At 68.3% G+C, this 20790-nt stretch carries 22 protein-coding genes; 10 read left to right on the plus strand and 12 right to left on the minus strand.

Annotated elements, in window-relative coordinates:
- Nucleotides 1-4 precede the first annotated feature (4 nt).
- The 3 genes from fnr to AC56DV_RS14000 are packed head-to-tail and all read right to left on the minus strand — an operon-like array spanning nt 5 to nt 1536.
- Nucleotides 5-763: a fumarate/nitrate reduction transcriptional regulator Fnr gene (fnr, locus tag AC56DV_RS13990; RefSeq protein ID WP_496314888.1), complete on the minus strand. Its 759-nt coding sequence runs from the start codon at nt 761-763 to the stop codon at nt 5-7.
- Nucleotides 764-809: 46 nt separating this feature from the next.
- Complete coding sequence (locus AC56DV_RS13995; RefSeq protein ID WP_496314889.1) at nt 810-1328, minus strand: RNA polymerase sigma factor; 519 nt, start codon at nt 1326-1328, stop codon at nt 810-812.
- A complete protein-coding gene (locus AC56DV_RS14000; protein WP_496314890.1) occupies nt 1315-1536 on the minus strand; it encodes a YgaP family membrane protein in 222 nt (73 codons plus the stop codon). Before AC56DV_RS14000 ends, AC56DV_RS13995 begins: the two co-directional genes overlap by 14 nt.
- A 112-nt stretch (nt 1537-1648) precedes the next feature.
- Here AC56DV_RS14000 and AC56DV_RS14005 point away from each other — a divergent pair, with 112 nt between their 5' ends.
- Together AC56DV_RS14005 and AC56DV_RS14010 are read left to right on the plus strand one after the other, a co-directional pair.
- Nucleotides 1649-2092, plus strand: coding sequence for a MarR family winged helix-turn-helix transcriptional regulator (locus tag AC56DV_RS14005; protein ID WP_496314891.1), 444 nt, complete (start codon nt 1649-1651; stop codon nt 2090-2092).
- 110 nt (nt 2093-2202) lie between these two features.
- On the plus strand, nt 2203-5700 hold the full coding sequence (locus AC56DV_RS14010; RefSeq protein WP_496314892.1) for a response regulator: 3498 nt from the start codon (nt 2203-2205) through the stop codon (nt 5698-5700).
- 13 nt (nt 5701-5713) lie between these two features.
- Here AC56DV_RS14010 and AC56DV_RS14015 read toward each other — a convergent pair whose 3' ends face one another.
- On the minus strand, nt 5714-6661 hold the full coding sequence (locus tag AC56DV_RS14015) for a GlxA family transcriptional regulator (protein ID WP_496314893.1): 948 nt from the start codon (nt 6659-6661) through the stop codon (nt 5714-5716).
- Nucleotides 6662-6753: 92 nt separating this feature from the next.
- Between AC56DV_RS14015 and AC56DV_RS14020 the strand changes: the two genes are divergently transcribed.
- On the plus strand, nt 6754-7551 hold the full coding sequence (locus tag AC56DV_RS14020) for an SDR family NAD(P)-dependent oxidoreductase (protein WP_496314894.1): 798 nt from the start codon (nt 6754-6756) through the stop codon (nt 7549-7551).
- Here the strand turns inward: AC56DV_RS14020 and AC56DV_RS14025 are convergent.
- Complete coding sequence (locus AC56DV_RS14025; RefSeq protein WP_496315631.1) at nt 7539-8345, minus strand: LytR/AlgR family response regulator transcription factor; 807 nt, start codon at nt 8343-8345, stop codon at nt 7539-7541. The genes AC56DV_RS14020 and AC56DV_RS14025 overlap by 13 nt on opposite strands.
- Nucleotides 8345-9451: a sensor histidine kinase gene (locus tag AC56DV_RS14030; protein ID WP_496314895.1), complete on the minus strand. Its 1107-nt coding sequence runs from the start codon at nt 9449-9451 to the stop codon at nt 8345-8347. The genes AC56DV_RS14025 and AC56DV_RS14030 overlap by 1 nt, the downstream gene beginning before the upstream one ends.
- Nucleotides 9452-9600: 149 nt before the next feature.
- On the opposite strand from AC56DV_RS14030, the gene AC56DV_RS14035 reads away from it, so the two are divergent.
- From AC56DV_RS14035 to AC56DV_RS14045, 3 genes are all read left to right on the plus strand, one after another.
- Nucleotides 9601-11769 carry a TonB-dependent receptor plug domain-containing protein gene (locus AC56DV_RS14035; RefSeq protein ID WP_496314896.1) on the plus strand — a complete coding sequence of 723 codons (2169 nt, stop codon included), beginning with the start codon at nt 9601-9603 and terminating at the stop codon, nt 11767-11769.
- Nucleotides 11770-11867: 98 nt separating this feature from the next.
- Nucleotides 11868-13046, plus strand: coding sequence for a Fic family protein (locus AC56DV_RS14040; protein WP_496314897.1), 1179 nt, complete (start codon nt 11868-11870; stop codon nt 13044-13046).
- Nucleotides 13047-13101: 55 nt separating this feature from the next.
- Entirely contained in the window at nt 13102-14040 is a 939-nt protein-coding gene (locus AC56DV_RS14045) for a LysR substrate-binding domain-containing protein (protein WP_496314898.1), read from the plus strand.
- Nucleotides 14041-14103: 63 nt separating this feature from the next.
- Here the strand turns inward: AC56DV_RS14045 and AC56DV_RS14050 are convergent, their stop codons facing one another.
- Nucleotides 14104-14496 (minus strand): DUF2917 domain-containing protein, encoded by a 393-nt coding sequence (locus tag AC56DV_RS14050; RefSeq protein WP_496314899.1) that lies wholly within the window; start codon nt 14494-14496, stop codon nt 14104-14106.
- A gap of 183 nt (nt 14497-14679) precedes the next feature.
- On the opposite strand from AC56DV_RS14050, the gene AC56DV_RS14055 reads away from it, so the two are divergent.
- Together AC56DV_RS14055 and AC56DV_RS14060 are read left to right on the plus strand one after the other, a co-directional pair.
- The gene (locus AC56DV_RS14055) at nt 14680-15879 is read left to right on the plus strand and encodes an MFS transporter (protein ID WP_496314900.1); all 1200 of its coding nucleotides are present in this window, start codon (nt 14680-14682) and stop codon (nt 15877-15879) included.
- Nucleotides 15876-15998 (plus strand): hypothetical protein, encoded by a 123-nt coding sequence (locus tag AC56DV_RS14060; RefSeq protein ID WP_496314901.1) that lies wholly within the window; start codon nt 15876-15878, stop codon nt 15996-15998. The genes AC56DV_RS14055 and AC56DV_RS14060 overlap by 4 nt, the downstream gene beginning before the upstream one ends.
- Nucleotides 15999-16009: 11 nt before the next feature.
- On the opposite strand, the gene AC56DV_RS14065 is transcribed toward AC56DV_RS14060, so the two are convergent.
- The 5 genes from AC56DV_RS14065 to AC56DV_RS14085 form a co-directional block, all read right to left on the minus strand.
- On the minus strand, nt 16010-16501 hold the full coding sequence (locus AC56DV_RS14065) for an arsinothricin resistance N-acetyltransferase ArsN1 family B (RefSeq protein ID WP_496314902.1): 492 nt from the start codon (nt 16499-16501) through the stop codon (nt 16010-16012).
- Between the two features lie 153 nt (nt 16502-16654).
- Nucleotides 16655-17368 carry an arsenical resistance protein ArsH gene (arsH, locus tag AC56DV_RS14070; protein WP_496314903.1) on the minus strand — a complete coding sequence of 238 codons (714 nt, stop codon included), beginning with the start codon at nt 17366-17368 and terminating at the stop codon, nt 16655-16657.
- 9 nt (nt 17369-17377) lie between these two features.
- Nucleotides 17378-18034: an aquaporin gene (locus AC56DV_RS14075; protein ID WP_496314904.1), complete on the minus strand. Its 657-nt coding sequence runs from the start codon at nt 18032-18034 to the stop codon at nt 17378-17380.
- Nucleotides 18031-18510, minus strand: a complete 480-nt coding sequence (locus tag AC56DV_RS14080; protein WP_496314905.1) for an arsenate reductase ArsC — start codon at nt 18508-18510, stop codon at nt 18031-18033. Before AC56DV_RS14080 ends, AC56DV_RS14075 begins: the two co-directional genes overlap by 4 nt.
- A complete protein-coding gene (locus AC56DV_RS14085) occupies nt 18511-18861 on the minus strand; it encodes an ArsR/SmtB family transcription factor (protein WP_496314906.1) in 351 nt (116 codons plus the stop codon). It abuts the gene before it with no gap.
- A gap of 72 nt (nt 18862-18933) precedes the next feature.
- Here AC56DV_RS14085 and AC56DV_RS14090 point away from each other — a divergent pair, with 72 nt between their 5' ends.
- Together AC56DV_RS14090 and AC56DV_RS14095 are read left to right on the plus strand one after the other, a co-directional pair.
- Nucleotides 18934-19686: a substrate-binding periplasmic protein gene (locus tag AC56DV_RS14090; RefSeq protein ID WP_496314907.1), complete on the plus strand. Its 753-nt coding sequence runs from the start codon at nt 18934-18936 to the stop codon at nt 19684-19686.
- Between the two features lie 14 nt (nt 19687-19700).
- Complete coding sequence (locus AC56DV_RS14095; protein WP_496314908.1) at nt 19701-20666, plus strand: 2-hydroxyacid dehydrogenase; 966 nt, start codon at nt 19701-19703, stop codon at nt 20664-20666.
- Nucleotides 20667-20790 lie beyond the last annotated feature (124 nt).

Here is a 20790-nt window from a genome sequence, read left to right on the forward strand (position 1 = left end):
CAAATCAGGCGCAGCGGTCCATGCCGGCCGTGATGGCCTTCAGCCTTGTCAAATCGAGCAGCTCGATTTCGCGGTTGCTGACCTTGAGCAGCCCTTCCTTCTTGAACTTGGACAGCAAGCGGCTGATGCTCTCGATGGTCAGCCCCAGGTAATTGCCGATCTCCTCGCGCGACATGCGCAGCTGGAACTGCGCCGGCGAGTAACCGCGCGCTTCATAGCGCGAGGACAGGTTGACGATGAACGCGGCGAAGCGCTGCGTGGCCTGCATATTCCCCAGCAACAGCATCACGCTCTGCTCGCGCGTGATCTCCTGGCTCATCATCCGGTGGAAATGGCGCAGCAGGGTCGGCATGTCGGCCAGCAGCTGCTGCAGGCTGACAAACGGGATCTCGCACACCTCGCTGTCTTCCAGCGCCATGGCGTTGCAATGGTGGCGGTCGGTGCTGATGGCGTCCATGCCGAGCAGCTCGCCCGCCATCTGGAAACCGGTGATCTGCTCCACGCCGTCCGGGTTCACCTGGTAGGTCTTGAAGTGCCCCAGGCGGATCGCGTACAGGCTGGTGAACGGGTCGCCGATGCGGAACAGCGTTCCGCCGCGCGGCACCTTGCGGCGGCGGCCGATGATCTCGTCCAGGCGGTCCATGTCGGCGGCGCCCAGTCCCATCGGCAGGCAAAGCTGGTGCATGCTGCAAGTGGCGCAGCTGGCGCGCAGCACGTCCACCGTCATGCCGGGAATGGTCAGGGATGGGAGCTCTATAGTCATGCCCCCAGTGTAATCGATAGCCCGCCGCAGGATGCCTAATCCGCACTCAGGCGATCAGGTATTCGCGCGCCATCTGGCGCGCGCGGTGCAGGCGGCTCTTGGCTGCGGGCACGCTCAGACCCAGCTCCGCCGAGATTTCCGCAATGCTCATCTCCGCGAAGTCGCGCAGCAATATCACCTCGCGGTACTCCGCCGGCAGCGACTCCAAAGTGTTGACCAGGTCCCTGCGCAGCCCCGCCGTATCCTGCGCGGCCAGCCATTGCTCGGCGCGTTCCTCGTCGTAGGGATCGTACTTGAGCGCGGCGCGGCCGAGGCGGCGGCATTCCCGCTGCACTACCTTGAACAGCCAGCCGGAAAACGCCGCCAGCATGCGCACCGCTTCCAGCCGGCGCGACAGCACCAGCAGCGCTTCCTGCACCGCGTCGTCCACGTCGCTGATCAGGCAGGAACGCTGGGCGTAGCGCCGGATGTCGGGCTGGCACAGGCGCAGCAGCTGGGCCAGCGCCGCCGGATCGCCGCGGTGGGCGGCGTCCAGCACCGGCAGGTGATGATCAGAGAGTGCCATTCTTTTTCGCTTTGTCGAGACGGCGGCCCACCATGGCGCACATGGGGCAGAAGCCGAACAGGCCGGAGGCGACGATGCCGCCCGCCGATGCCGCCAGCAGCACGCCCAGCGTGCCGCCCACCGCTATCAGGCTGATAGCCGCCGCCACCAGGCCAGCCACCACGCGCAGCACGCGCTCGCCGTTTGGTACATTTTTAACATAGAACATTTTGCTCTCCTTGGCAGTAGATTGCATCATGAGGACGTCCCTCGTCTACCAAGAGGCGGGCAAACCGGGTTTGGATTCGCGGATTCAAAAATATTTTGGTAGGCTACGCGTCATGAGCGCGAAAAATAACAATCCCAAGCCCCCTACGCTGGACCAGCACCTGTGCTTCAAGCTGTATTCGACATCGCTGAAGATGACGCAGCACTACAAGCCCCTGCTGGCCGAGCTGAATCTCACTTATCCACAGTACCTGGTGATGGTGGTGCTATGGGAGCAGGAAGGCCTGGGCATCAAGGACATCGCCCAACGCCTGCAGCAGGACTCGGGCTCCATCACGCCGCTGGTGAAGCGGCTGGAGGCGGAAGGCTATCTGCTGCGCGGGCGCGATCCGCAGGATGAACGCAACCGCGTGCTGACCCTGACCGCCAAGGGCCGGGAACTGCGGGCGGCCGGCCTGCGCGTGAGCCAGCAGTTCGCCCACGCCTGCGCCATCACCCACCAGGACGTGGAGCAGCTGGCGAGTGGGCTGGATAAACTGAACAACAACCTTTCCTGAAAAGCCACGACGGCCTGAAAGGCGACACCTGGGCGGCGCCCGGCCGCGCGCACCTTGCTAAAAAACCACTTTGATAGGAGAATTCCCCAGCCTCCCCTCTCAAGGTAGACATGAAACCTCTCGGCATCAAAGTCAAGGTTGCGCTGGCCACCAGCATCACGTCCGTGGTGATGGTGGTGCTCGTGACGGCGGTGCAGATGCAGCGCATGGAGGCCGACTTCACGCGCGTGCTGTTCTCCCAGCAAACCGCCCTGATCAACCGCACCGCCGAAGAGCTGGACGACAAGCTCAATATGCTGCTGGGGATTATCGCCCTGTCGGCCAAAAACCAGCCGCTGGAGATTGCCGGCGACCCCGCCGCGCTGCGCGCCTACTACGCCGACCGCGCCGTATTGTCCCTGTTCGACGACGTGCTGGTACTGGATCCGCAGGGACGGGTGATCTCCGACCTGCCGGTGGTGCCCGGCCGCGTGGGCGTGGACGCCAGCGACCGTGCCTATTTCAAGCGCGTGATGGCCACGCGCCAGCCGCTGATCGCCGAGCCGGTAATCGGCCGCACCGGCAAGCAGCCCATCGTGCAGATGGCCGCGCCCATCCTGGACCGCAAGGGCGAGGTGCAGGCGGTGCTGATCGGCGTGCTGCGCCTGTACAAAGACAATGTGCTGGGCCACCTGCGCACCGCCAAGGTGGGCCGCACCGGCTACTACTTCGCCGTCACCCGCGCCGAGGTGCCGCTGTACGTGCTGTACCCGGACCTGGACCGGCTGATGAAGCCGCGCCCGGCCAACGCCAACCCGGCCACCACGCGCGCCCTCCACGAAGGCTTCGAGGGCACCGTCATCAGCACCAACAGCAGCGGCCTGCGCGCGCTGAACAGCTTCAAGACCCTCAAGTCGGTGGACTGGGTGCTGGCCGCCTCGCTGCCGGTGGAGGAGGCGTTCGAGCCCTTCGAGGGCATGCTGGTGCGGCTGGCGCTGTGGAGCTGCCTGGCCTCGCTGGCGGCCGCCGCCCTGATCGGCTGGCTCACCATGCGGCTGATGTCGCCGCTGGCGCAGCTGCGCAGCGCCATCGAGCGCATGCGCGGCAACGCCGCCGACTACCAGCCGATCGCGGTCAGGCACGAGGATGAAATCGGCGCGCTGGCGACAGCCTTCAACGCGCTGATGCAGGACCGCCTGGCGGCCGACACGCGCCTGCAGGACCTGATCGAGCTGGCGCCGAACGCCTTCGTGGTGGTGGACGCGGACGGCCGCATCGAAACCTTCAACCGCCAGGCCGAGCGCTACTTCGGCTACCAGCGCGGCGAAGTGCTGGGACAAGCGGTGGAAACGCTGCTGCCGTCGGTGGAACGCACCGCGCATGTGCGCTTGCGGGAAGGCTTCTCGGCCACGCAGCTGACGCCGGAGCCTGTGCGCATGGGCGCAGGCCGCCAGTTGTTCGGCCAGCGCAAGGACGGCAGCCGCTTCCCGGTCGAGGTCAACCTGAGCGCGATCCAGACCGGCGAAGGCGCCAAGGTGCTGGCCATGATCGCCGACATCACCGAGCGGCACCGCCTGCAGCTCGAGGTGGAGGCGCGCGCGGCGGAGCTGGAGCAGGCGCGCGACCGCGCCGAAGCGGCCAACCGCGCCAAGAGCGACTTCGTGGCCAATATGAGCCATGAAATCCGCACCCCGATGAACGCCGTGCTGGGCATGGCCTACCTGCTCGGCAACACCCCGCTGACGGCGCAGCAGCGCAAATTCCTCACCATGGTGCAGTCCTCGGGCCGGACCCTGCTGGCCATCCTGAACGACGTGCTGGACTTTTCCAAGATCGAAGCGCGCCGCATGGAGCTGGCGCCCACCGATTTCGATCTGGACGAGGTGATGAGCACCCTGGCCACCACCATGACGATGAACGCCGGCGACAAGGAGCTGGAGCTGGCCATCGCAGTGGAACCGGACGTGCCGCGCCTGCTGCACGGCGACGCGCTGCGGCTGCAGCAGATCCTGGTCAACCTGGCCGGCAATGCCGTCAAGTTCACGCAGCAGGGCGAGGTGGTGGTGCGGGTCGGCGTGGAGCAGGCGGCAAGCGCGCACGGCGAACGCGCCATGCTGCGCTTCGACGTCAGCGACACCGGCATCGGCATCAGCGAAGCGCAACTGGGCCAGCTGTTCGGCGCCTTCTCGCAAGGGGACGAGAGCATTACGCGGCGCTTCGGCGGCACCGGGCTGGGGCTGGCCATCACCAGGCGCCTGATAGAACTCATGGGCGGAAAAATCTCCGTGCACAGCCGGGAAGGCGAAGGCAGCCGCTTCTGGTTCACCCTCCCGTTCACCGTACTGCCGCCGGCGGCCCAGCGCCAGCCCGCGCTGGGCGCCCTGCGCCTGCTGGTGGCGGACGACAACGGCACCACGCGCAAGCTGGTGGGCCAGCTGATACGCGCCTGGGGCTGGGCGGCGGACGAGGTGGCGTCCGGCGCCGAAGCCATTGCGCGCTTCCGCGCGCAGCAGCGCAACGGCCAGCCGTACGACGTGGTGCTGGCCGACTGGCACATGCCCGGCATGAACGGCGTGGCCATCGCCGCGGCCATACGGCAGGAAGCCGGGCCGCAGGCGCAGCCCATCGTGGTGATGGTGAACGCCTTCGCGCGCAGCCAGCTGGAGGAAATCTCCAGCGCGCCGGAAGCGGACGTGGTGCTGGTCAAACCCATCACCAGCTCCAGCCTGTTCGACGCCCTGCACCAGGCGCTGGTGGCCAAGGGCGGCGAGGAGAGCGCCGCGCAGGCGGAGGGCATCGCCGGCCGGCTGAAAGGCCGGCACTTCCTGCTGGTGGAGGACAATCTGCTGAACCAGGCGGTGGCGCGCGGCATACTGGAACTGGCGGGCGCCACGCTGGACGTGGTGGGCGACGGCCAGCAGGCGGTGGACATCATGCGCGAGCACGCCAGCCGCTACGACATCGTGCTGATGGACATGCAGATGCCGGTGCTGGACGGCTTCAGCGCCACCGCCATGCTGCGCCGCGAGTTCAAGCTGACCTTGCCCGTTATCGCCATGACGGCCGGCGTGCTGGCCTCGGAACGCGACCGCTGCGTGGAAGCGGGCATCACGGACTTCATCCCGAAGCCGGTGGTGGTGGAGGAAATGATGGCGGTGATACAGCGCCACCTGCCGGGCAAGCGCGCCGGCGACGCAGTGCCGGCGCCCGTTGCGGCGCCGGCATCGGCAGCGGTAATGGCAGCGGCCCCCGCCGAAGCCGATGCGGATGCCGAGCCGCTGTTCAGCATGGACAGCCTGATGCGCGTGATGGGCAAGGACCCGAAAGGCCGCCAGGTCATGTTCAAGATGGTGCGCGGCGCGCTGGCCGGCGGCATGCAGCCGATGGACGACGCCGACCGCGCACTGGCCGAAGGCCGCGCCGGCGAAGCCGCCAAGGTATTGCACGGCCTGCGCGGCGCCATCGGCGTACTGGGCGCCAAGCGCCTGATCCGCGTCACGCTGGAAGCGGAAAGCGCCATCTCGCAGCAACGCAGCGGCGAGCTGCCGGCCCACTTCGCTGAAGTGCGCGGCGTGCTGGAGGCCACGCTGCGGGAAGCGGCCGACTGGCTGGAGCGGACCGACCGCTAAGGCATCGCGAGCATCATGCCTGCTCCCGCGCGGCGCGCTTGATCGCCTGCGGCGGCTGGCCGTAAGCGCGCAGGAAGGCGCGCCGCATGCGTTCCGGGTCCGCGAAGCCGGTCTCGCGCGCCACCACGTCGATGGACAGCGTGCCCGCCTCGATCAGCGCGCGCGCCGCCTCCACCCGCAGCACCTCCACCGCGCGCGCCGGCGACTGCCCGGTTTCGATGCGGAAGGTGCGGCTGAACTGGCGCCGGCTCAGGTTCGCCGCATCCGCCAGCTCGTCCACCGACAGCGGCTTGCGCAGATTGCTCTTGGCGTAGGTGAGCGCCACCTGGATGCGGTCCGACTTCGGCTCCAGCTCCAGCAGCGCCGAGAACTGCGACTGGCCGCCGCTGCGGCGGTGGTACACCACCATCTTGCGCGCCACCGCCTTCGCCAGCTCCACGCCGTGGTCCGCCTCCACCATCGCCAGGCACAGGTCGATGCAGGCCGTCATGCCGGCCGAGGTCCACACGCGGCCGTCGTGGATGAAGATGCGGTCCTCCTCCACTTTCACCTTGGGGTACATGTGCTGCAGCGCGCGTGCCTGGCACCAGTGCGTGGTGGCGCGGCGCCCGTCCAGCAGGCCCGCTTCGGCAAGGAAGAAGGCGCCGGTGCAGATGCTCGCCGTGCGGCGCGACAGCGCGCTGGCCGAACGCAGGAAATCGATGAAGCCGGAGGTGGACACGATCTGCTCCATCGCGCCGGCCACCAGCACCGTGTCGTAGCTGTGCCCATGGCTGCCGAAAGGCTCCGTCATCACCGGAACGCCGGAGGAACTGGTCACCGCGCCGCCATGCTCGGACAGCAGCACCACCCGGTAGCAGCTTTCCGCCGTCAATTCATTCGCCACTTCGAACACGGTGGTAGCGGCCAGGTCCAGGATCTGGAAGCGGGGGAAGAGCAGCAGTCCTATCTTGCGTGTCATGATGATGTCCCAAAACGAGGTATATACGGCTTACGGGACTCAATTTAGACGCCTACACTGTCCTTGTCAACCCAAAACCAAGGACAGCAACCATGAACACCAAAGCACATCCCGGCATTGCCCTCATCACCGGCGCCTCCACCGGCATCGGCGCGCGCTACGCCCAGCGCCTGGCCGAACGCGGCTACGACCTGATTTTGGTGGCGCGCAACCGCGAACGCCTGCAGGCCGTCGCCGCCGGCGTCACCGCCGCCACCGGCCGCAAAGTGGAAATCCTGCCCGCCGACCTGACGCAGGAGGACGGCCTGGCACTGGTGCAGCAGCGCCTGGCGAACGACGCCAGCATCACCATGCTGGTGAATAACGCCGGCCTGGGCGCCACCGCGCCGCTGGTCGATTCGAAGCAGGAAGACCTGGACCGCATGATCTTCCTGAACGTGCACGCGCTGACCCGCCTCACGCGCGCCGTGGCGCCGGGCTTCGCCGCGCGGGGGCATGGCAGCATCATCAACATTGCCTCCATCGTGGCGGTGGCGCCGGAAGTCCTGAACGGCACCTATGGCGGCAGCAAGGCCTATGTGCTGGCCTTCACGCAGTCGCTGCAGCACGAACTGGGCGCCAAGGGCGTGCGCGTGCAGGCCGTGCTGCCGGGCGCCACCGGCACCGAGTTCTGGGACCATGCGGGCGTGCCGGTGGCGCATCTGCCCAGCGAGATCGTGATGAACGTGAACGACCTGGTGGACGCGGCGCTGGCCGGCCTGGACCTGGGCGAAGTGGTGACGATACCGTCGCTGCCGGACCGCGCCGACTGGGACAAGTTCGAGGCCGCGCGCCTGGCGATGGGCCCGAACCTCTCGCGCAGCAAGCCGGCCGCGCGCTATACCACCTGAGCATCCTGGCCCAGGCGCGCCTTGACGGCTGCCAGGTAGCGGTCGCTGACGGGGACGATATCCCCGCAGCGCAGCACCGCCTGGTAGCCGCCGTCGCCACAGGCTTCCAGCCGGGCGATCTGCTCCACGCGCACGATGGCGCTGCGGTGCACGCGCAGGTAGCAGGCCGGGTCCAGGTGCTGCTCCAGGCGGCCCAGCGCCACCCGGTGCAGCACGCGGCGCGAAGCCATGCGCAGCTCGACGTAATTGCCGGCCGCCTCCATCCACAGCACATCCTCCAACCGCACGCATTCGATGCGGCCTACCGAGCGCACGCTGAGCTGGCGCCAGTACTGCGGCCGCGCGGGCTCCGGCAACGCCTGCTCCTGCGCATACGCCCGCAAGGCCGCGCCGTAATTGGCGCGCTGCCGCTGCGCCAGCATGGCCTGCGCGCGCTCCACCGCTTGCGCAAAGCGCTGGTCGTCGAAGGGCTTGAGCAGATAGTCCAGCGCATGCACTTCGAATGCCTCCACGGCATAGGCGTTGTAGGCGGTGACGAACACGATCAGCGGCGGCTCCTGCTGCCGCGCCAGTTCGCGCGCCAGCGCCAGGCCGGATTCGTTCGGCATCTGGATGTCCAGGAACACCAGGTCGATATCGTTCTCCGCCAGCGCGGTGCGCGCGGCAGCGGTGCTGGCGCATTCGCCCGCCACTTGCCACTGCGCGTGCTCGGCCAGCGCGTAGCGCAGGGTGATGCGACCCGGTTCCTCGTCGTCGACGATCAGCGCGCGTCGTATCTGCTCACGCTCCCGCATCACGCCGCCCGCTCCATCGGCATGCGCACCTCGGCCACGAAGCGGCCCGCGTCCCGCCGCGTATGCAGCGACGCCGCGCCGCCGCTCGCCATCCGCAAACGTGCCTGCGTGCTGCGCAATCCCAGACCCAGGCCGGGATTGGGCGCCGCCGCATGGGCCAGCGGATTGCTGATGCGGATCACCAGCAAGTCGCCTTCGCGCACCAGCTCCAGGCGGATATCGCTCGCGCCGTCGTGGCAATCGAGATCGTGGCGCAGCGCGTTCTCAACCAGCGGCTGCAGCAGCAATGGCGGGCAGTCGGCAGCCAGCACCGGGCCGTTGCCGCCCTCGATGCTGACGCGCAGGCGTTCGCCATAGCGCAGGCGCTGAAGATCAAGATAATCGCGCACGAACTGCAATTCCTCGGCCACGCTGACCCAGTCGCGCGAACTTGCGGCAAGCGCGTAGCGCAGCAGGTCGCTCAGGCGGCTGATGCCGGTCAGCGCCACGCGCTTGTCGTCCGAGCGCACCAGCGCACTGATGGCGTTCAAGGCGTTGAAGATGAAATGCGGCTCCAGCTGGCTGCGCAGCGCCAGCAAGCGCTGCTGCTCCAGCTCCAGCCGCAGCGACAGGTTATCGGTCTGCGCCTGGCGCCAGGCCCGCTCGCGCGCGCGGCCCTGCTGCCAAGTGCACACGGCGACCACGGCGATAAAGGTGAAGCTGGTCCAAGCCAGTTCCATGAACAGGTCGAAATTGTGCAGGCGCTGCACGGCGGCCCCGACATTCGGGAGCGACAGTTCGGCGCCGGCCCGCAAGGCGTAGACCGCGCCGACATACATCAGCTCCAGCGGCAGGAACAACAGCACTACCAGCGCGTACACCGCAGCGATGCGGCGGGCGTGGCCCAGCAGGGCAGTGCGCCGTGAAAACAGCAGATACATGCCCGTGCTGAACACCGCCATCAGCAAGTGCGTGCTGCACCAGTTCCAAAGCGGCACGATGTAGGAGCGCACCATGCCCTCGCGCAGGCCGTCGCTATAGCTGCCGAGGGCGCCCAGTGCGCACAGCGCGGTCCACAGGGCGGCATTAATCGCCAGAACGCGGGCGGCATGGAGGTAGGAATTCATGGGCGGGGAGTATACCTGCAGCCATGGCCAAAACGGCGGCGATGCCCCGGAATTCGTCCCGCGCCTGGGCTGCTTCGTCACATGGCAGAGGCGCGCCGGCAGCGGTGTCACTACACTCGCAGCCTCGACTAACCTCACAGACGCCGTACATGAACAAGTTCCGCCGCCTTCAACTCTGCGCCCTGGCCGGCGCGCTTCACGCCGGCGCATCCGGCGCGGCCGATACCGCGCCTGCGGAGATGGCACGGGTGGAGGTCACCGGACCCGGCGCGGAGAACCTGCGCCGCAACGACACGGCGGGCAAGATCGTGGTGGGCCGGGAAGAGCTGCTGCAGTATGGCGACAGCGCCTTGTCCGGCGTGCTGAAACGGCTGCCCGGCCTGTCCGTCTCCGGCAGCGAGGTGCGCATGCGCGGGCTGGGCGCGGGCTACACGCAAATCCTCATCAATGGCGATCCGGCGCCGCCGGGCTTTGCCGTCGACACGCTGGCGCCGGAGCTGATCGAACGCATCGAGATCCTGCGCACCACGTCGGCGGAGTTCAGCGCGCAGGCAGTGGCGGGCAGCGTCAACATCGTGCTGAGGAAAGGCGCCAGCCGCGCCCAGCGCGACCTGAAGCTGCAAGCCGGGCATGACCAGCGCTGGAACCCCAGCGCCACCTTGCAGCTGTCCGGCCGCGACGGCGCCTATTCGTATTCCCTGGCCGGCACGCTGTCGCGCACCGGCTACGACAACGGCGCCCAGATACGCGAAACGCTGGCCGGCGCGGAGGGATCAGGAGGTTCAGACGGTGGCGAGCGCGCGGCCGCCACGCGCCGCGTGTTCGACGAGCGCTACCTCGGCAGCATCGCCAAGGCCAGCCTGGCGCCGCGCCTGAACTGGGCGCTGGACGGCGGCGACACCGTGTCCTGGCAGAGCCTGCTGGACGTGGCGCGCATCGACAACCACGGCGGCTCGCGCGAGACCACGCTGCAAGGCGGCGCCACGCGCTCGCCAGTGAGCAACTACAGCTCCCGCATCCACAACGACGCGCTGCGCAGCGACGCCAGCTGGACGCACGGGATCGACGGGGACGGCAAGCTCACCGTCAAGGCGGGCGTCAACATCAACCAGCGCGACATCGACTACGTCTTCCGCGGCGCGGACGCGAACAGCGTGCCCCGGCTGGTGCGCAAAGTGACTTCCAGCGCCGGCGACAACAGCGCCGCCAGTAGCGGCAAGTACCTGGCGCCTTTTTGGCCCGGCCACAGCTTCGGCGCCGGCTGGGACGGCAGCTTCACGCGCCGCCGCGAAACGCGCCTGCAGCAGGACAGTACGCCGCAAGGCGCGCCGCTGTACGCGCTGGACCAGGACTACACGGCGGACGTGAAGCGCCTGGCGCTGTATGCGCAGGACGAATGGGACGTGACGCCGCGCCTGCAAGCCTATCTCGGGCTGCGCTGGGAAGGGCTGGACACCGGCACCGTGGGCCGCGCCATGGACAAGGTGCGCAGCCGCTCCAGCGTGTGGAGCCCGGTGCTGCAAATGCTGTGGCGGCTCCCGGAGCGCGAGCGCGACCAGCTGCGCTTCGCCCTGTCGCGCACCTACAAGGCGCCGCTGACGCGCAACCTGGTGCCGCGCCGCTACACCATCAACAATGGCAACGGCCCCACCAACCCGGACGTGGAAGGCAATCCGAAGCTGCAGCCGGAACTGGCCTGGGGCGTGGACGCGGGCTACGAAAACTACTTCGGCAAAGGCGGCGTGGCGAGCGTGTCCGCCTATGCGCGCCGCATCAGCGACGTGACCGTGCAGCGCCTGTTCCAGGACGGCGCCACCTGGGTCAGCACCTTCGCCAACGGCGGCCGCGCCGCATCGTACGGCATCGAGTTCGACGCCAAATTCCCGCTGGCCGCGCTGTACGCCGGCGCACCCGGCATCGACCTGCGCGCCAACGCCAGCCGCAACTGGTCGCGCCTGGACAGCGTGCCGGGTCCGCACAACCGCCTGGCCGAGCAGACGCCGCTGACGGCCAACCTCGGCCTCGACTACCGGATAACCACGGCGTGGAGCAGCGGTTTCAACTTCAACTACCTGGGCGGCGGCCCCGCCCGTATCACACAAATGCTCAGCAGCGACACCGGCCCGGTACGCACCCTGGACCTGTATGCACTGTGGAAGCCCGGCAAAGCCAGCCAGCTGCGCCTGTCCGTGGCCAACGCGCTGCACCCGGACCGCCGCAGCGCCCAGTACTACGCGGACGCCTTCGGCAGCACCGCGCGCAGCACCGCCGCGCCCACCACCACCGGCATCCGCCTGCAATACGAAACGCCGCTGTAAGTCGGCAAACGAGCCCGCGCTGCAGGGGCTCGGCTTTGCAAAAACGGCTTTTACATCATATGCTTGGATAGACACCAAGCCGGAAAAGAAGTCGGCAAATGTATTCCGCCACACACCAGTTCGAGCCGCTGCTGCCCGCCTCGCGGGATGAAGGCTTGCGGGCGCAGGCGGCGCGCCTGGCCGACGCATCCATCCGGCTCAGCGGCTGTGCGCATGAAACCAGCCGCTCCGCCATTCGCCAGCTGGTGCGCAGCATGAATTCCTACTACAGCAATCAGATTGAAGGGCACGGCACCCATCCACGCAACATCGAACGTGCGCTGCGCCAGGACTTCTCCGCCCAGCCGGATGTTGCCCGGCTGCAGCGTATTGCCCTGGCCCATATCGACGCGGAAATCGAACTGGAGCAGCACTGTGCCGGCGGCCCCGCTGCGCTGAATTCGCGCTTCCTGCTGGCCTGCCACGCGGCGCTGTACAGCAGGCTGCCCGAAGCCGACCGCCGCACCGGCGACGGCCATGTAGTGGCGCCGGGCCAGCTTCGCCAGGAGCCAGTTGCGGTAGGCCTGCATGTGGCCCCGGTGGCGCCGTCGCTGCCGCGCTTTCTCGCGCGGATGGACGAGGTCTACGGCCATTCCAATGAACGGGAACAGTTGCTGATCGATACCGCCTGCTTGCATCACCGCGCCGCCTGGGTCCATCCCTTCCGCGACGGCAATGGCCGGGCGACGCGGCTGCAAAGCCATTGCGCCTTGCTGCCCCTGTCGCAAGGGCTGTGGTCGCCCAGCAGGGGCCTGGCGCGCGCCCGGCTGGAATACTACGCCCGCCTGCAAAACGCCGACGCACCCCGGCGCGGCGACCTCGATGGCAGAGGCAACCTGACAGCTGCAGGCCTTGCTGAATGGGCGGGCTTCTTCCTCGGCGTCTGCGAGGACCAGGCCGCCTTCATGGCGGGCATGCTGGCGCTCGACGGTATGAAGCAGCGCATCGCCGCGCTGATCGCCTTCCGCGCGGCACAGGACAAGGCCTACCGCCCGCAAGCCATCCTGCCGCTGTACCACGCCTTTGCCGCCGGTCCGCTTACACGGCGCGAATTCAGCCAGATGACAGGGCTGGGCGAACGCACGGCGCGTTCGCTGCTGGCGCGCCTGCTGTCGGCTGGATTGCTGGCGAGCGATACGCCGCTGGGGCCGGTGCGTTTTGCGCTGCCCCTGGACGCGCTGCAATTCCTGATTCCCAATTTGTATCCCGAGGTGGACCAGGCCTTCCCGCCGGCGTAGCGGCACGCAGCTTATCCATGCGCTAGAATCATGCATCCACCTTGCCGGAGCCGCCATGCAGAACCGCCTCGTTTCCCTGCCGCCGCTGGACGCGCTGCGCGGCTTTGTCGCGGCGGCGCGGCGCATGAGCATTACCGCTGCGGCGGACGATTTGTGCCTGACGCAGTCGGCCGTCAGCCGCCAGATCCAGGCGCTGGAAGAACGCCTCGGCACGCCGCTGTTCACGCGCAGCAACCGCAGCATCGCGCTGACGGCGGCGGGCGAGCAGCTGTTCCAGCTGGCGTCGCCGTGGATGGACCGGCTGCTCGATCTGGCCGAGTCGCTGCAGCAGCACCAGCGCGTGCGGCCGGTGACGGTATCGGCCAGCATGGGCGTGGCGTCGCTGTGGCTGCTGCCCCGGCTGGGTGAGTTCCAGAGCGCGCATCCGCACATCGACGTGCGCGTGGCCACCAGCAACCGCGTGCTGGACCTGGAACGCGACGGCATCGACCTTGCCATCCGCTACAGCCCCGCCTCGCATGCGACGCAGGGCGGCCAGTTGCTGTTCGACGAAGTGGTGGCGCCGGTGGCCAGTCCAGCGGTGGCCGCCAGCGCCTTCCGCAAGCCGGAAGCGCTGCTGCAGCACGTGCTGCTGGACCTGGACGACAAGGTTGGGCCGTGGCTGCACTGGGAATACTGGCTGCAGGAGCAAGGGCTGGAACAGCGCAAGCCGAAAGGGCGGCTGCACTTCAACCACTACGACCAGTTGATCCACGCCGCGCTGGGCGGACACGGGGTGGCGGTGGGGCGGCTGCCGCTGCTGCTGCCCATGCTCAAGGACGGCCGCCTGGCCGCGCGCATGGACCGGCGCCTGCAAGTGGACGACTACCGCTACTGGCTGATGGAGGCGCCCGGCCCGCAGCGCGCGGAAGTGGCCACCTTCCGCGACTGGCTGGTGCAGCAGGCGGCGCTGACGGCGCAGGAGCTGGCGCAGGCTTGCGAGGCAGTGGCGTAAGGCCGTGGCTTAGTCTGCGGCTTAGGCCGGGAGAGGCCGTGACATGGACATCGGGCAAGCCCGTCACGCCTTCGCCAGGCGCGCCTGGCTCCACCACGTGCGGCCGCGATCCAGCCATCGCCGCAACGCCCCGGGCAGCGTACCGGGCAGCTGTGCGCGCCAGCCCTTGCGCAGAGTGCGGGCCGGGCTGACCGCGCCGGCACCGGCACCGCTCCTGTTCACGCTGATATTGGCCACAGCGCCGCTCACGTCGAACGACACCATCTCGTGGCGCCCCACGCTGGACAGGTACTGGCGATGCGTGGCCGGCAAGTCGGCGCTCTGGCCCGCCGCCAGTACGCGGTCATTGCTGTCGCGCTCGCTGGTAATCCATAGCACGCCCGCCAGGCAACTGATACGCACTGGCAAGCCGGGCGCCATGACGGCGCCTTCCCTTGGGTGCAAGGTTATTTGCATGACATTCTCCCTGGTTTGAATATGCCTGCATTGTTGCCCTGCGGCGGCGTGGCGACAAACGTTATCCCGGCATGCCATCCATGCGTTCAGCGCATGGGTCGCATGCCGATTTACCGTTGGCGCGCCCAGCCCCGTCTGGCTATGCTTGCAGCACAAACTGCAGCACAATCAAGGAGAAACGCGATGAAATTCCTGAAGACGCCGTTGGCGGCGGTGCTGTGCGGCGGCATCATCATGGGCCTGGCGCTGGGCGTGCGCCACGTGCAGGGCTTGTTCATGCTGCCCATGACCTCGGCGCGCGGGTGGGGCAGGGAAGAGTTCGCGCTCGCCATCGCCCTGCAGAACCTGGTCTGGGGCATCGCCCAGCCCTTCACCGGCATGATCGCCGACCGCTACGGCTCGCGCCGGGTGCTGGCCGGCGCCTGCCTGCTGTACGCGCTCGGCCTGTACCTGATGGCGCACGCGGCCAGCAGCATGCAGCTGGCGCTCACCGGCGGCCTGCTGATCGGCATGGCCTTGTCCGGCACCGCCTTCGGCACCGTGTACGGCGCGCTGAGCCGCATCGTGCCGCCGGCGCGGCGCAGCTGGGCGCTGGGGCTGGCGGGCGCGGTGGGCGGCGTGGGCCAGTTCGCCATGGTGCCGGCCGCGCAAGGGCTGATCGCCGGCGCCGGCTGGATGGCGGCCCTGGCCGTGCTGGCCTTCGTGCTGGCGCTGGCCGCGCCGCTAGCTTTCCCCATGGACGACAGCGCCGCCGCCAGCGCGCCGCAGCCGCCCGGCCAGTCCATGCGGCGCGCCATCGCCGAGGCCCTGTCGCATCGGGGCTTCTGGCTGCTGAACCTGGGCTTTTTCGCCTGCGGCTTCCAGCTCGCCTTCATCGCCGGGCACTTTCCCGCGTATCTGCTCGATAAGGGCTTTTCCGCCAACACGGGCGTGATGGCGCTGGCCATCGTGGCGCTGGCCAACGTGGCGGGTACCTATTTCTGCGGCAAGCTGGGCAACGTCTACCGGCGCAAGCACCTGCTGGCCTGGCTGTACTGCGCGCGCTCGGCGGCCATGCTGCTGTTCGTGGCCGCGCCCATCAGCACGGCCAGCATCTACCTGTTCTCGTTCGCGATGGGACTGACGTGGCTGGGCACGGTGCCGCTGACCAACGGACTGGTGTCGCAGGTGTTCGGCGTGAAATACATTTCCACGCTGTTCGGCCTGGTATTCGTGGGCCACCAGCTGGGCGGCTTCCTCGGCGTGTGGCTGGGCGGCGCGGTGTTCGACGCCACCCGCTCCTATGACCTGGTGTGGGCCGCCTCGGTCGGCATCGGCCTGGCGGCGGCGCTGCTGCACTGGCCTATCGACGACCGCGCCGTGGCCGGGCTGGAGCCGGCATGAGGCCGCTGCACAACCTGCTGCTGTGGGCCGTGCTGGCAGCCGTGTGCGGCTGGGCATGGCTGGCGATGCTGCGGCCGGAAAACGTGCTGTCCTTCGCCAGCCTGGCCGCGCTGTGCTGAACGGGACCAGCCTAGGCCAGTTTCAGCTCCCAGTAGCCGACATCGATCCAGCGGCCGAACTTCATGCCGACTTCGGCGAAGTGCGCCACCTTCCTGAAGCCCATGGACTCGTGCAGCGCCACGCTGGCCTCGTTCGGCTGGGCGATGCCCCCGATCACCATGTGCAGGCCGCGCGCGCGCAGCTGGTCGAGCAGCTCGCGATACAAGCGCGTGCCCACGCCCTTGCGCGGATGCTCCGGCGACACGTAGACGCTGCTTTCCACCGAAAAGCGGTAGGCGCTGCGCACCCGCCACGGGGTGGCGTAGGCGTAACCCATGACGGCGCCGTCCTGCTCGTACACCAGCCACGGCAGCTTGGCGCCCACCGTCCCGATGCGGCCCGCCATCTCCTCGGCCGATACCGGCTGCTCTTCGAAGGAAATGGTGGTGGTGGCGATGTAGTGGTTGTAGATGGCGGCGATGGCGGCCGCGTCGGCGGCAGTGGCGGAACGGATGACGGTCATGGGTTTTGAAAGGCTTCGGAAGACTTTACATTAGCAAAATATTTGATGCCAAATAATACATTAACTTCCTGTAAGTCATTGATATACACGTTGACCGTGTCGTTCGACTCCGGCCCGCCGGCCGCGCGCCGCCGCAAGGCCGGCCAAGCCTAATCAGATCTTTTGAATCTGGCGGTCGATGGCCTTGACCGCCCGTTCATTGCGCTCGCTGTAGCGGTCCGTCAGATAGCCGGTGCGGCCGCGCAGCAGCAGCGTCATCTTGAACAATTCCTCCATCACGTCCACCACCCGTTCGTAGTACGCGGACGGGCGCATGCGGCCTTCCTCGTCGAATTCCTTGTAGGCCATCGGCACCGAGGACTGGTTGGGGATGGTGAACATGCGCATCCAGCGGCCCAGCAGGCGCAGCGTGTTGACCACGTTGAAGGACTGCGAGCCGCCGCACACCTGCATCACCGCCAAGGTGCGTCCCTGGCTGGGGCGCAGCGCGCCCTGTTCCAGCGGGATCCAGTCGATCTGGTTCTTCATCACGGCCGTGACGGCGCCGTGGCGCTCCGGGCTGCACCACACCTGGCCCTCGGACCACAAACTCAGCTCGCGCAGTTCCACCACCTTGGGATGGGTCTCGGGCACGCTGCCCGCCATCGGCAACTCCATCGGATCGAAAATCTTCACCTCGGCGCCGAACTGCTCCAGGATGCGGGCCGCCTCGTACACCAGGAAGCGGCTGAAGGAACGCTCGCGCAGCGAGCCGTACAGCATGAGGATGCGCGGCGGATGGTCCAGCTCGCCCACCGGCGCCAGCTTGGCGAGGGTGGGCATGTCCAGCAGCTCGGGTTTGATGTTGGGCAGGTTGGGAATGCTCATGGTAGCTCCTTATTTTTCCGCGTACAGCCAGCGGAACAAGATGGTGGCGGCGGCCGCGCCCAGCAGCTGCGCGGCGATGAAGCCGGGCGCGTCCAGCGGACGGATGCCGGCGAAGGTGTCGGTCACGCTGCGCGCCAGCGTGACGGCCGGGTTGGCAAACGAGGTGGACGCGGTGAACCAGTAGGCGGCGGTGATGTAGGCGGCCACCGCGAACGGCGTGACGCCGGGCCGGCTGCGGGTGCAGCCGATGATGACGCCCAGCAGGCCGAAGGTGGCCACGCATTCGCTCCACCACTGGGCCGCGCCGGTGCGCGCATGGACCGACGCGGTGAACGCCTCCAGCCCGAACATGGCGTGCGCGGCGGCCACGCCGGCGAAGGCGCCCGCCGTCTGCACCGCGAGGTAGGGCAGCACTTCGCGCGGGGCATGCAGGCCCTGCCAGGCGGCCGACAGCGTGACCACGGGATTGAAGTGCGCGCCGGAGACGGGGCCGAACATCAGGATCAGCGCCACCAGCCCGGCGCCGGTGGCCAGCGCGTTGGCCAGCAGCGCGATGGCGACGTTGCCGCCGGCCAGGCGCTCGGCCATGATGCCCGAGCCGACCACCACGGCCAGCAGCAGCGCCGTGCCCAGGCCTTCGGCCACGATGCGCTTGGCCAAGGTCATGGCAGCAGGGCGCCGATCTTGGCCAGCTCCGCCTTCAGGCGGACCGGATCGTTTTTCAGCTGTTCCAGCGGCAGCGCGAAGAAGGCTTCGATGCGCGCGCGCAGCACGCGGTAGGCGTGCATGAAGGCGGCGTCGATTTCCTCCTCGGTGCCGGTGGCGTGGGCCGGGTCTTCCACGCCCCAGTGCGCGCGCAGCACCGGGCCCAGGTAGGCCGGGCATTCCTCGCCGGCGGCGCTGCCGCAGACGGTGATGACGATGTCCGGCGTGACCGGCAGATTGTCCCAGGACTTGCTGTGGTAGCCCTCGGTGGAGATGCCTTCGCGGGCCAGCAGCGCCAGCGAGCGCGGGTGGACGTAGCCGGCCGGCTTGCTGCCGGCGCTCACGGCGTGCCAGCCTTCAGGGGCCAGGTGGTTGAAGGTGGCTTCGCCGAGGATGGAGCGGCAGGAATTGCCGGTGCATAGTACTAAGACGTTCATTTACGCTTCCTTGGTGGTGGTGGCCGGCACGCAGCAGGCCGGGGCGGCGGCGTCCGGCGCGCAAGGCACGCCGCCGCAGCAGTTTTCGGTGAGGAAGGCCAGCAGGCCGTTCATGGTGTCGAAACTGGCGCTGTAGATGATGTAGCGGCCATCCTGGCGCGCCGCGATCAGGCCGGCATGCGCCAGCTCCTTCAGGTGGAAGGACAGCGAGGAGGGCGCCAGGTCCAGGTGCTCGGCGATCTTGCTGGCCGCCAAGCCGTCCGGCCCTGCCTGCACCAGCAGCCGGAATGCCGCCAGGCGCGATTCCTGCGCCAGCGCCGCCAACGCCGCCAAGACTTGTTTGGTGTCCATTTCCGCTCCAATTCGATATTTCAACGATTATCGAAATATACTACAAAAGCCGAAGTATGTGAAACTATCCGCATGAACAGACGACTTGTGATTGCAGCCGCCGCCGCCCTGGGCATGGCGCCCCGCGCCTGGGCCGCAGCGGCAGCAAGCCCGGCAGCCTCCGGCCACATACGCATCGTTACCGCGCATCTGCCGCCGCTGGTGCTGGAGCATGGCGGCGAGCGCCCCGGCGCGCTGATGGAGCTGGTGGCCGAGCTGTGCAAGCGCATGCAGCTGGCGCCGGAGACGCAGTTCGTGCCGTGGCGGCGCGCCACCTTCCTGGCCGCCACCATGCCGGCCACCGCCATCTTTCCGCTGACCCGGCTGCCCGAGCGCGAAGCCCAGTACCGCTGGCTGGCGCCGCTGTACGACGAGCACTACGTGTTCCTGGCGCTGCGCAAGGGTGCATTCAAGGTGCGCAGTCCGCAGCAGATGAAAACCCGCCGCATTGCCCTGCTGCGCGGCGCCGGCCAGGCCGCCGTGCTGCGCGAGATGGGCTACGGCAACCTGGTGGAGGCGGCCTCGATCGACGAAGTGCACCGCTTCCTGCTGACCGGCATCGCCGACGCCGCCTTCGGCGAGCGCAACATCATCCGCACCTCGCTGCGCAACCGGGGCGAGCAGGCCGATTTCGAGCTCAGCGCACCGGTGCGCAGCACCACCGCCTGGCTGGCCGGTTCGCTCGACTTCAGCCCGGACGAAGCACAGCAGTTCCAGCGCACCATGGCCGCCATGGCGGCCGACGGCGCCAGCCGCCGCATCCTGGCCAAGTACGGCCTGTCCTGACTTTGAAAAGCCCCATGAAACCAGACATACTCGTATTTGCCCCCAGCCCGTCGGCCTCCGTCATGCAGCAGCTCGACGCGCATTTCCAGTGCCACCACGTGTGGTCCGCCCCCGCCGCCGAACAGGAGGCTTACGTGGACAGCGTGGCGGCCCGGGTGCGCGGCATCGTCACCACCGGCCCGCTGGGCGTGAGCGCCGCGCTGGCCGCGCGCCTGCCGCAGCTGGAAATCGTCAGCCTGAACAGCGTGGGCTACGACAAGATCGACCTGGAGGCGCTGCGCGCGCGCGGCATCCCGGTGACCAACACGCCCGGCGTGCTGACCGACGACGTGGCCGACCTGGCCGTGCTGCTGCTGCTGTCCGCCGCGCGCCGCCTGCCCGCCATGGACCGCTACGTGCGGGACGGCGACTGGAGCGCGCGCAAGCCGCTGGCGCCGGCGCGCAGCGTGCGCGGCAAGGTGGCCGGCATCTTCGGCTTCGGCCGTATCGGCCAGGCGATTGCCGGCCGGCTGGCCGCGCTCGGCATGCAGATCCACTACTTCCAGCCACGCCCGGTGCGGGGCGTGACGGTGCAGGGCATTGAGCCGCCGCGCGCCGAATCGCTGCTGGCGCTGGCGCAGGAGAGCGACTACCTGGTGCTGAGCGCCCCGGCCAACGCCGCCACCCGCCACGCGGTGAACGCCGCCGTGCTGGACGCGCTCGGCCCGGAAGGCACGCTGGTGAACATCGCGCGCGGCGCGCTGGTGGATGAAGCGGCGCTGGTTGCCGCGCTGCAGGCCCGCACCCTGGGCGCGGCCGCGCTGGACGTGTTCGAGAACGAGCCGGAAGTGCCTCCCGCACTGCGCGCGCTGGACAACGTGGTGCTCACGCCCCATATCGGCAGCCTCACGGTGGAAACCCGCCACGCCATGGGCCAGCTGGCGGTCGACAACCTGCTGGCCCACTTCGCCGGCCAGCCGCTGCTGACGCCGCTGCCGTAGCGGCGCCGCCTGCGAACTGTCCGGAAACGCACACCACCATCGTCCGCTTCCGAACGCCGGCAGGCGCCAAGCCCGCAAAGCCGCGCGCCGCCGCCGCGTGGCACGGATGTTGCAGTTTGGAGCC

The sequence above is a fragment of the Massilia sp. BGA-UO-ETr-WB1 genome (assembly GCF_059567845.1).

What these genes read in the sequence shown, in the direction of transcription:
- arsH (WP_496314903.1), bottom strand. Translation starts at nt 17,368, where the DNA reads ATGAGCATTCCCAACCTGCCCAACATCAAACCCGAGCTGCTGGACATG.
- AC56DV_RS13995 (WP_496314889.1), bottom strand. Translation starts at nt 1,328, where the DNA reads ATGGCACTCTCTGATCATCACCTGCCGGTGCTGGACGCCGCCCACCGC.
- AC56DV_RS14025 (WP_496315631.1), bottom strand. Translation starts at nt 8,345, where the DNA reads ATGCGGGAGCGTGAGCAGATACGACGCGCGCTGATCGTCGACGACGAG.
- AC56DV_RS14095 (WP_496314908.1), top strand. Translation starts at nt 19,701, where the DNA reads ATGAAACCAGACATACTCGTATTTGCCCCCAGCCCGTCGGCCTCCGTC.
- AC56DV_RS14045 (WP_496314898.1), top strand. Translation starts at nt 13,102, where the DNA reads ATGCAGAACCGCCTCGTTTCCCTGCCGCCGCTGGACGCGCTGCGCGGC.
- AC56DV_RS14085 (WP_496314906.1), bottom strand. Translation starts at nt 18,861, where the DNA reads ATGGACACCAAACAAGTCTTGGCGGCGTTGGCGGCGCTGGCGCAGGAA.
- AC56DV_RS14005 (WP_496314891.1), top strand. Translation starts at nt 1,649, where the DNA reads ATGAGCGCGAAAAATAACAATCCCAAGCCCCCTACGCTGGACCAGCAC.
- fnr (WP_496314888.1), bottom strand. Translation starts at nt 763, where the DNA reads ATGACTATAGAGCTCCCATCCCTGACCATTCCCGGCATGACGGTGGAC.
- AC56DV_RS14090 (WP_496314907.1), top strand. Translation starts at nt 18,934, where the DNA reads ATGAACAGACGACTTGTGATTGCAGCCGCCGCCGCCCTGGGCATGGCG.
- AC56DV_RS14000 (WP_496314890.1), bottom strand. Translation starts at nt 1,536, where the DNA reads ATGTTCTATGTTAAAAATGTACCAAACGGCGAGCGCGTGCTGCGCGTG.
- AC56DV_RS14080 (WP_496314905.1), bottom strand. Translation starts at nt 18,510, where the DNA reads ATGAACGTCTTAGTACTATGCACCGGCAATTCCTGCCGCTCCATCCTC.
- AC56DV_RS14020 (WP_496314894.1), top strand. Translation starts at nt 6,754, where the DNA reads ATGAACACCAAAGCACATCCCGGCATTGCCCTCATCACCGGCGCCTCC.
- AC56DV_RS14050 (WP_496314899.1), bottom strand. Translation starts at nt 14,496, where the DNA reads ATGCAAATAACCTTGCACCCAAGGGAAGGCGCCGTCATGGCGCCCGGC.
- AC56DV_RS14060 (WP_496314901.1), top strand. Translation starts at nt 15,876, where the DNA reads ATGAGGCCGCTGCACAACCTGCTGCTGTGGGCCGTGCTGGCAGCCGTG.
- AC56DV_RS14010 (WP_496314892.1), top strand. Translation starts at nt 2,203, where the DNA reads ATGAAACCTCTCGGCATCAAAGTCAAGGTTGCGCTGGCCACCAGCATC.
- AC56DV_RS14075 (WP_496314904.1), bottom strand. Translation starts at nt 18,034, where the DNA reads ATGACCTTGGCCAAGCGCATCGTGGCCGAAGGCCTGGGCACGGCGCTG.
- AC56DV_RS14055 (WP_496314900.1), top strand. Translation starts at nt 14,680, where the DNA reads ATGAAATTCCTGAAGACGCCGTTGGCGGCGGTGCTGTGCGGCGGCATC.
- AC56DV_RS14030 (WP_496314895.1), bottom strand. Translation starts at nt 9,451, where the DNA reads ATGAATTCCTACCTCCATGCCGCCCGCGTTCTGGCGATTAATGCCGCC.
- AC56DV_RS14040 (WP_496314897.1), top strand. Translation starts at nt 11,868, where the DNA reads ATGTATTCCGCCACACACCAGTTCGAGCCGCTGCTGCCCGCCTCGCGG.
- AC56DV_RS14015 (WP_496314893.1), bottom strand. Translation starts at nt 6,661, where the DNA reads ATGACACGCAAGATAGGACTGCTGCTCTTCCCCCGCTTCCAGATCCTG.
- AC56DV_RS14035 (WP_496314896.1), top strand. Translation starts at nt 9,601, where the DNA reads ATGAACAAGTTCCGCCGCCTTCAACTCTGCGCCCTGGCCGGCGCGCTT.
- AC56DV_RS14065 (WP_496314902.1), bottom strand. Translation starts at nt 16,501, where the DNA reads ATGACCGTCATCCGTTCCGCCACTGCCGCCGACGCGGCCGCCATCGCC.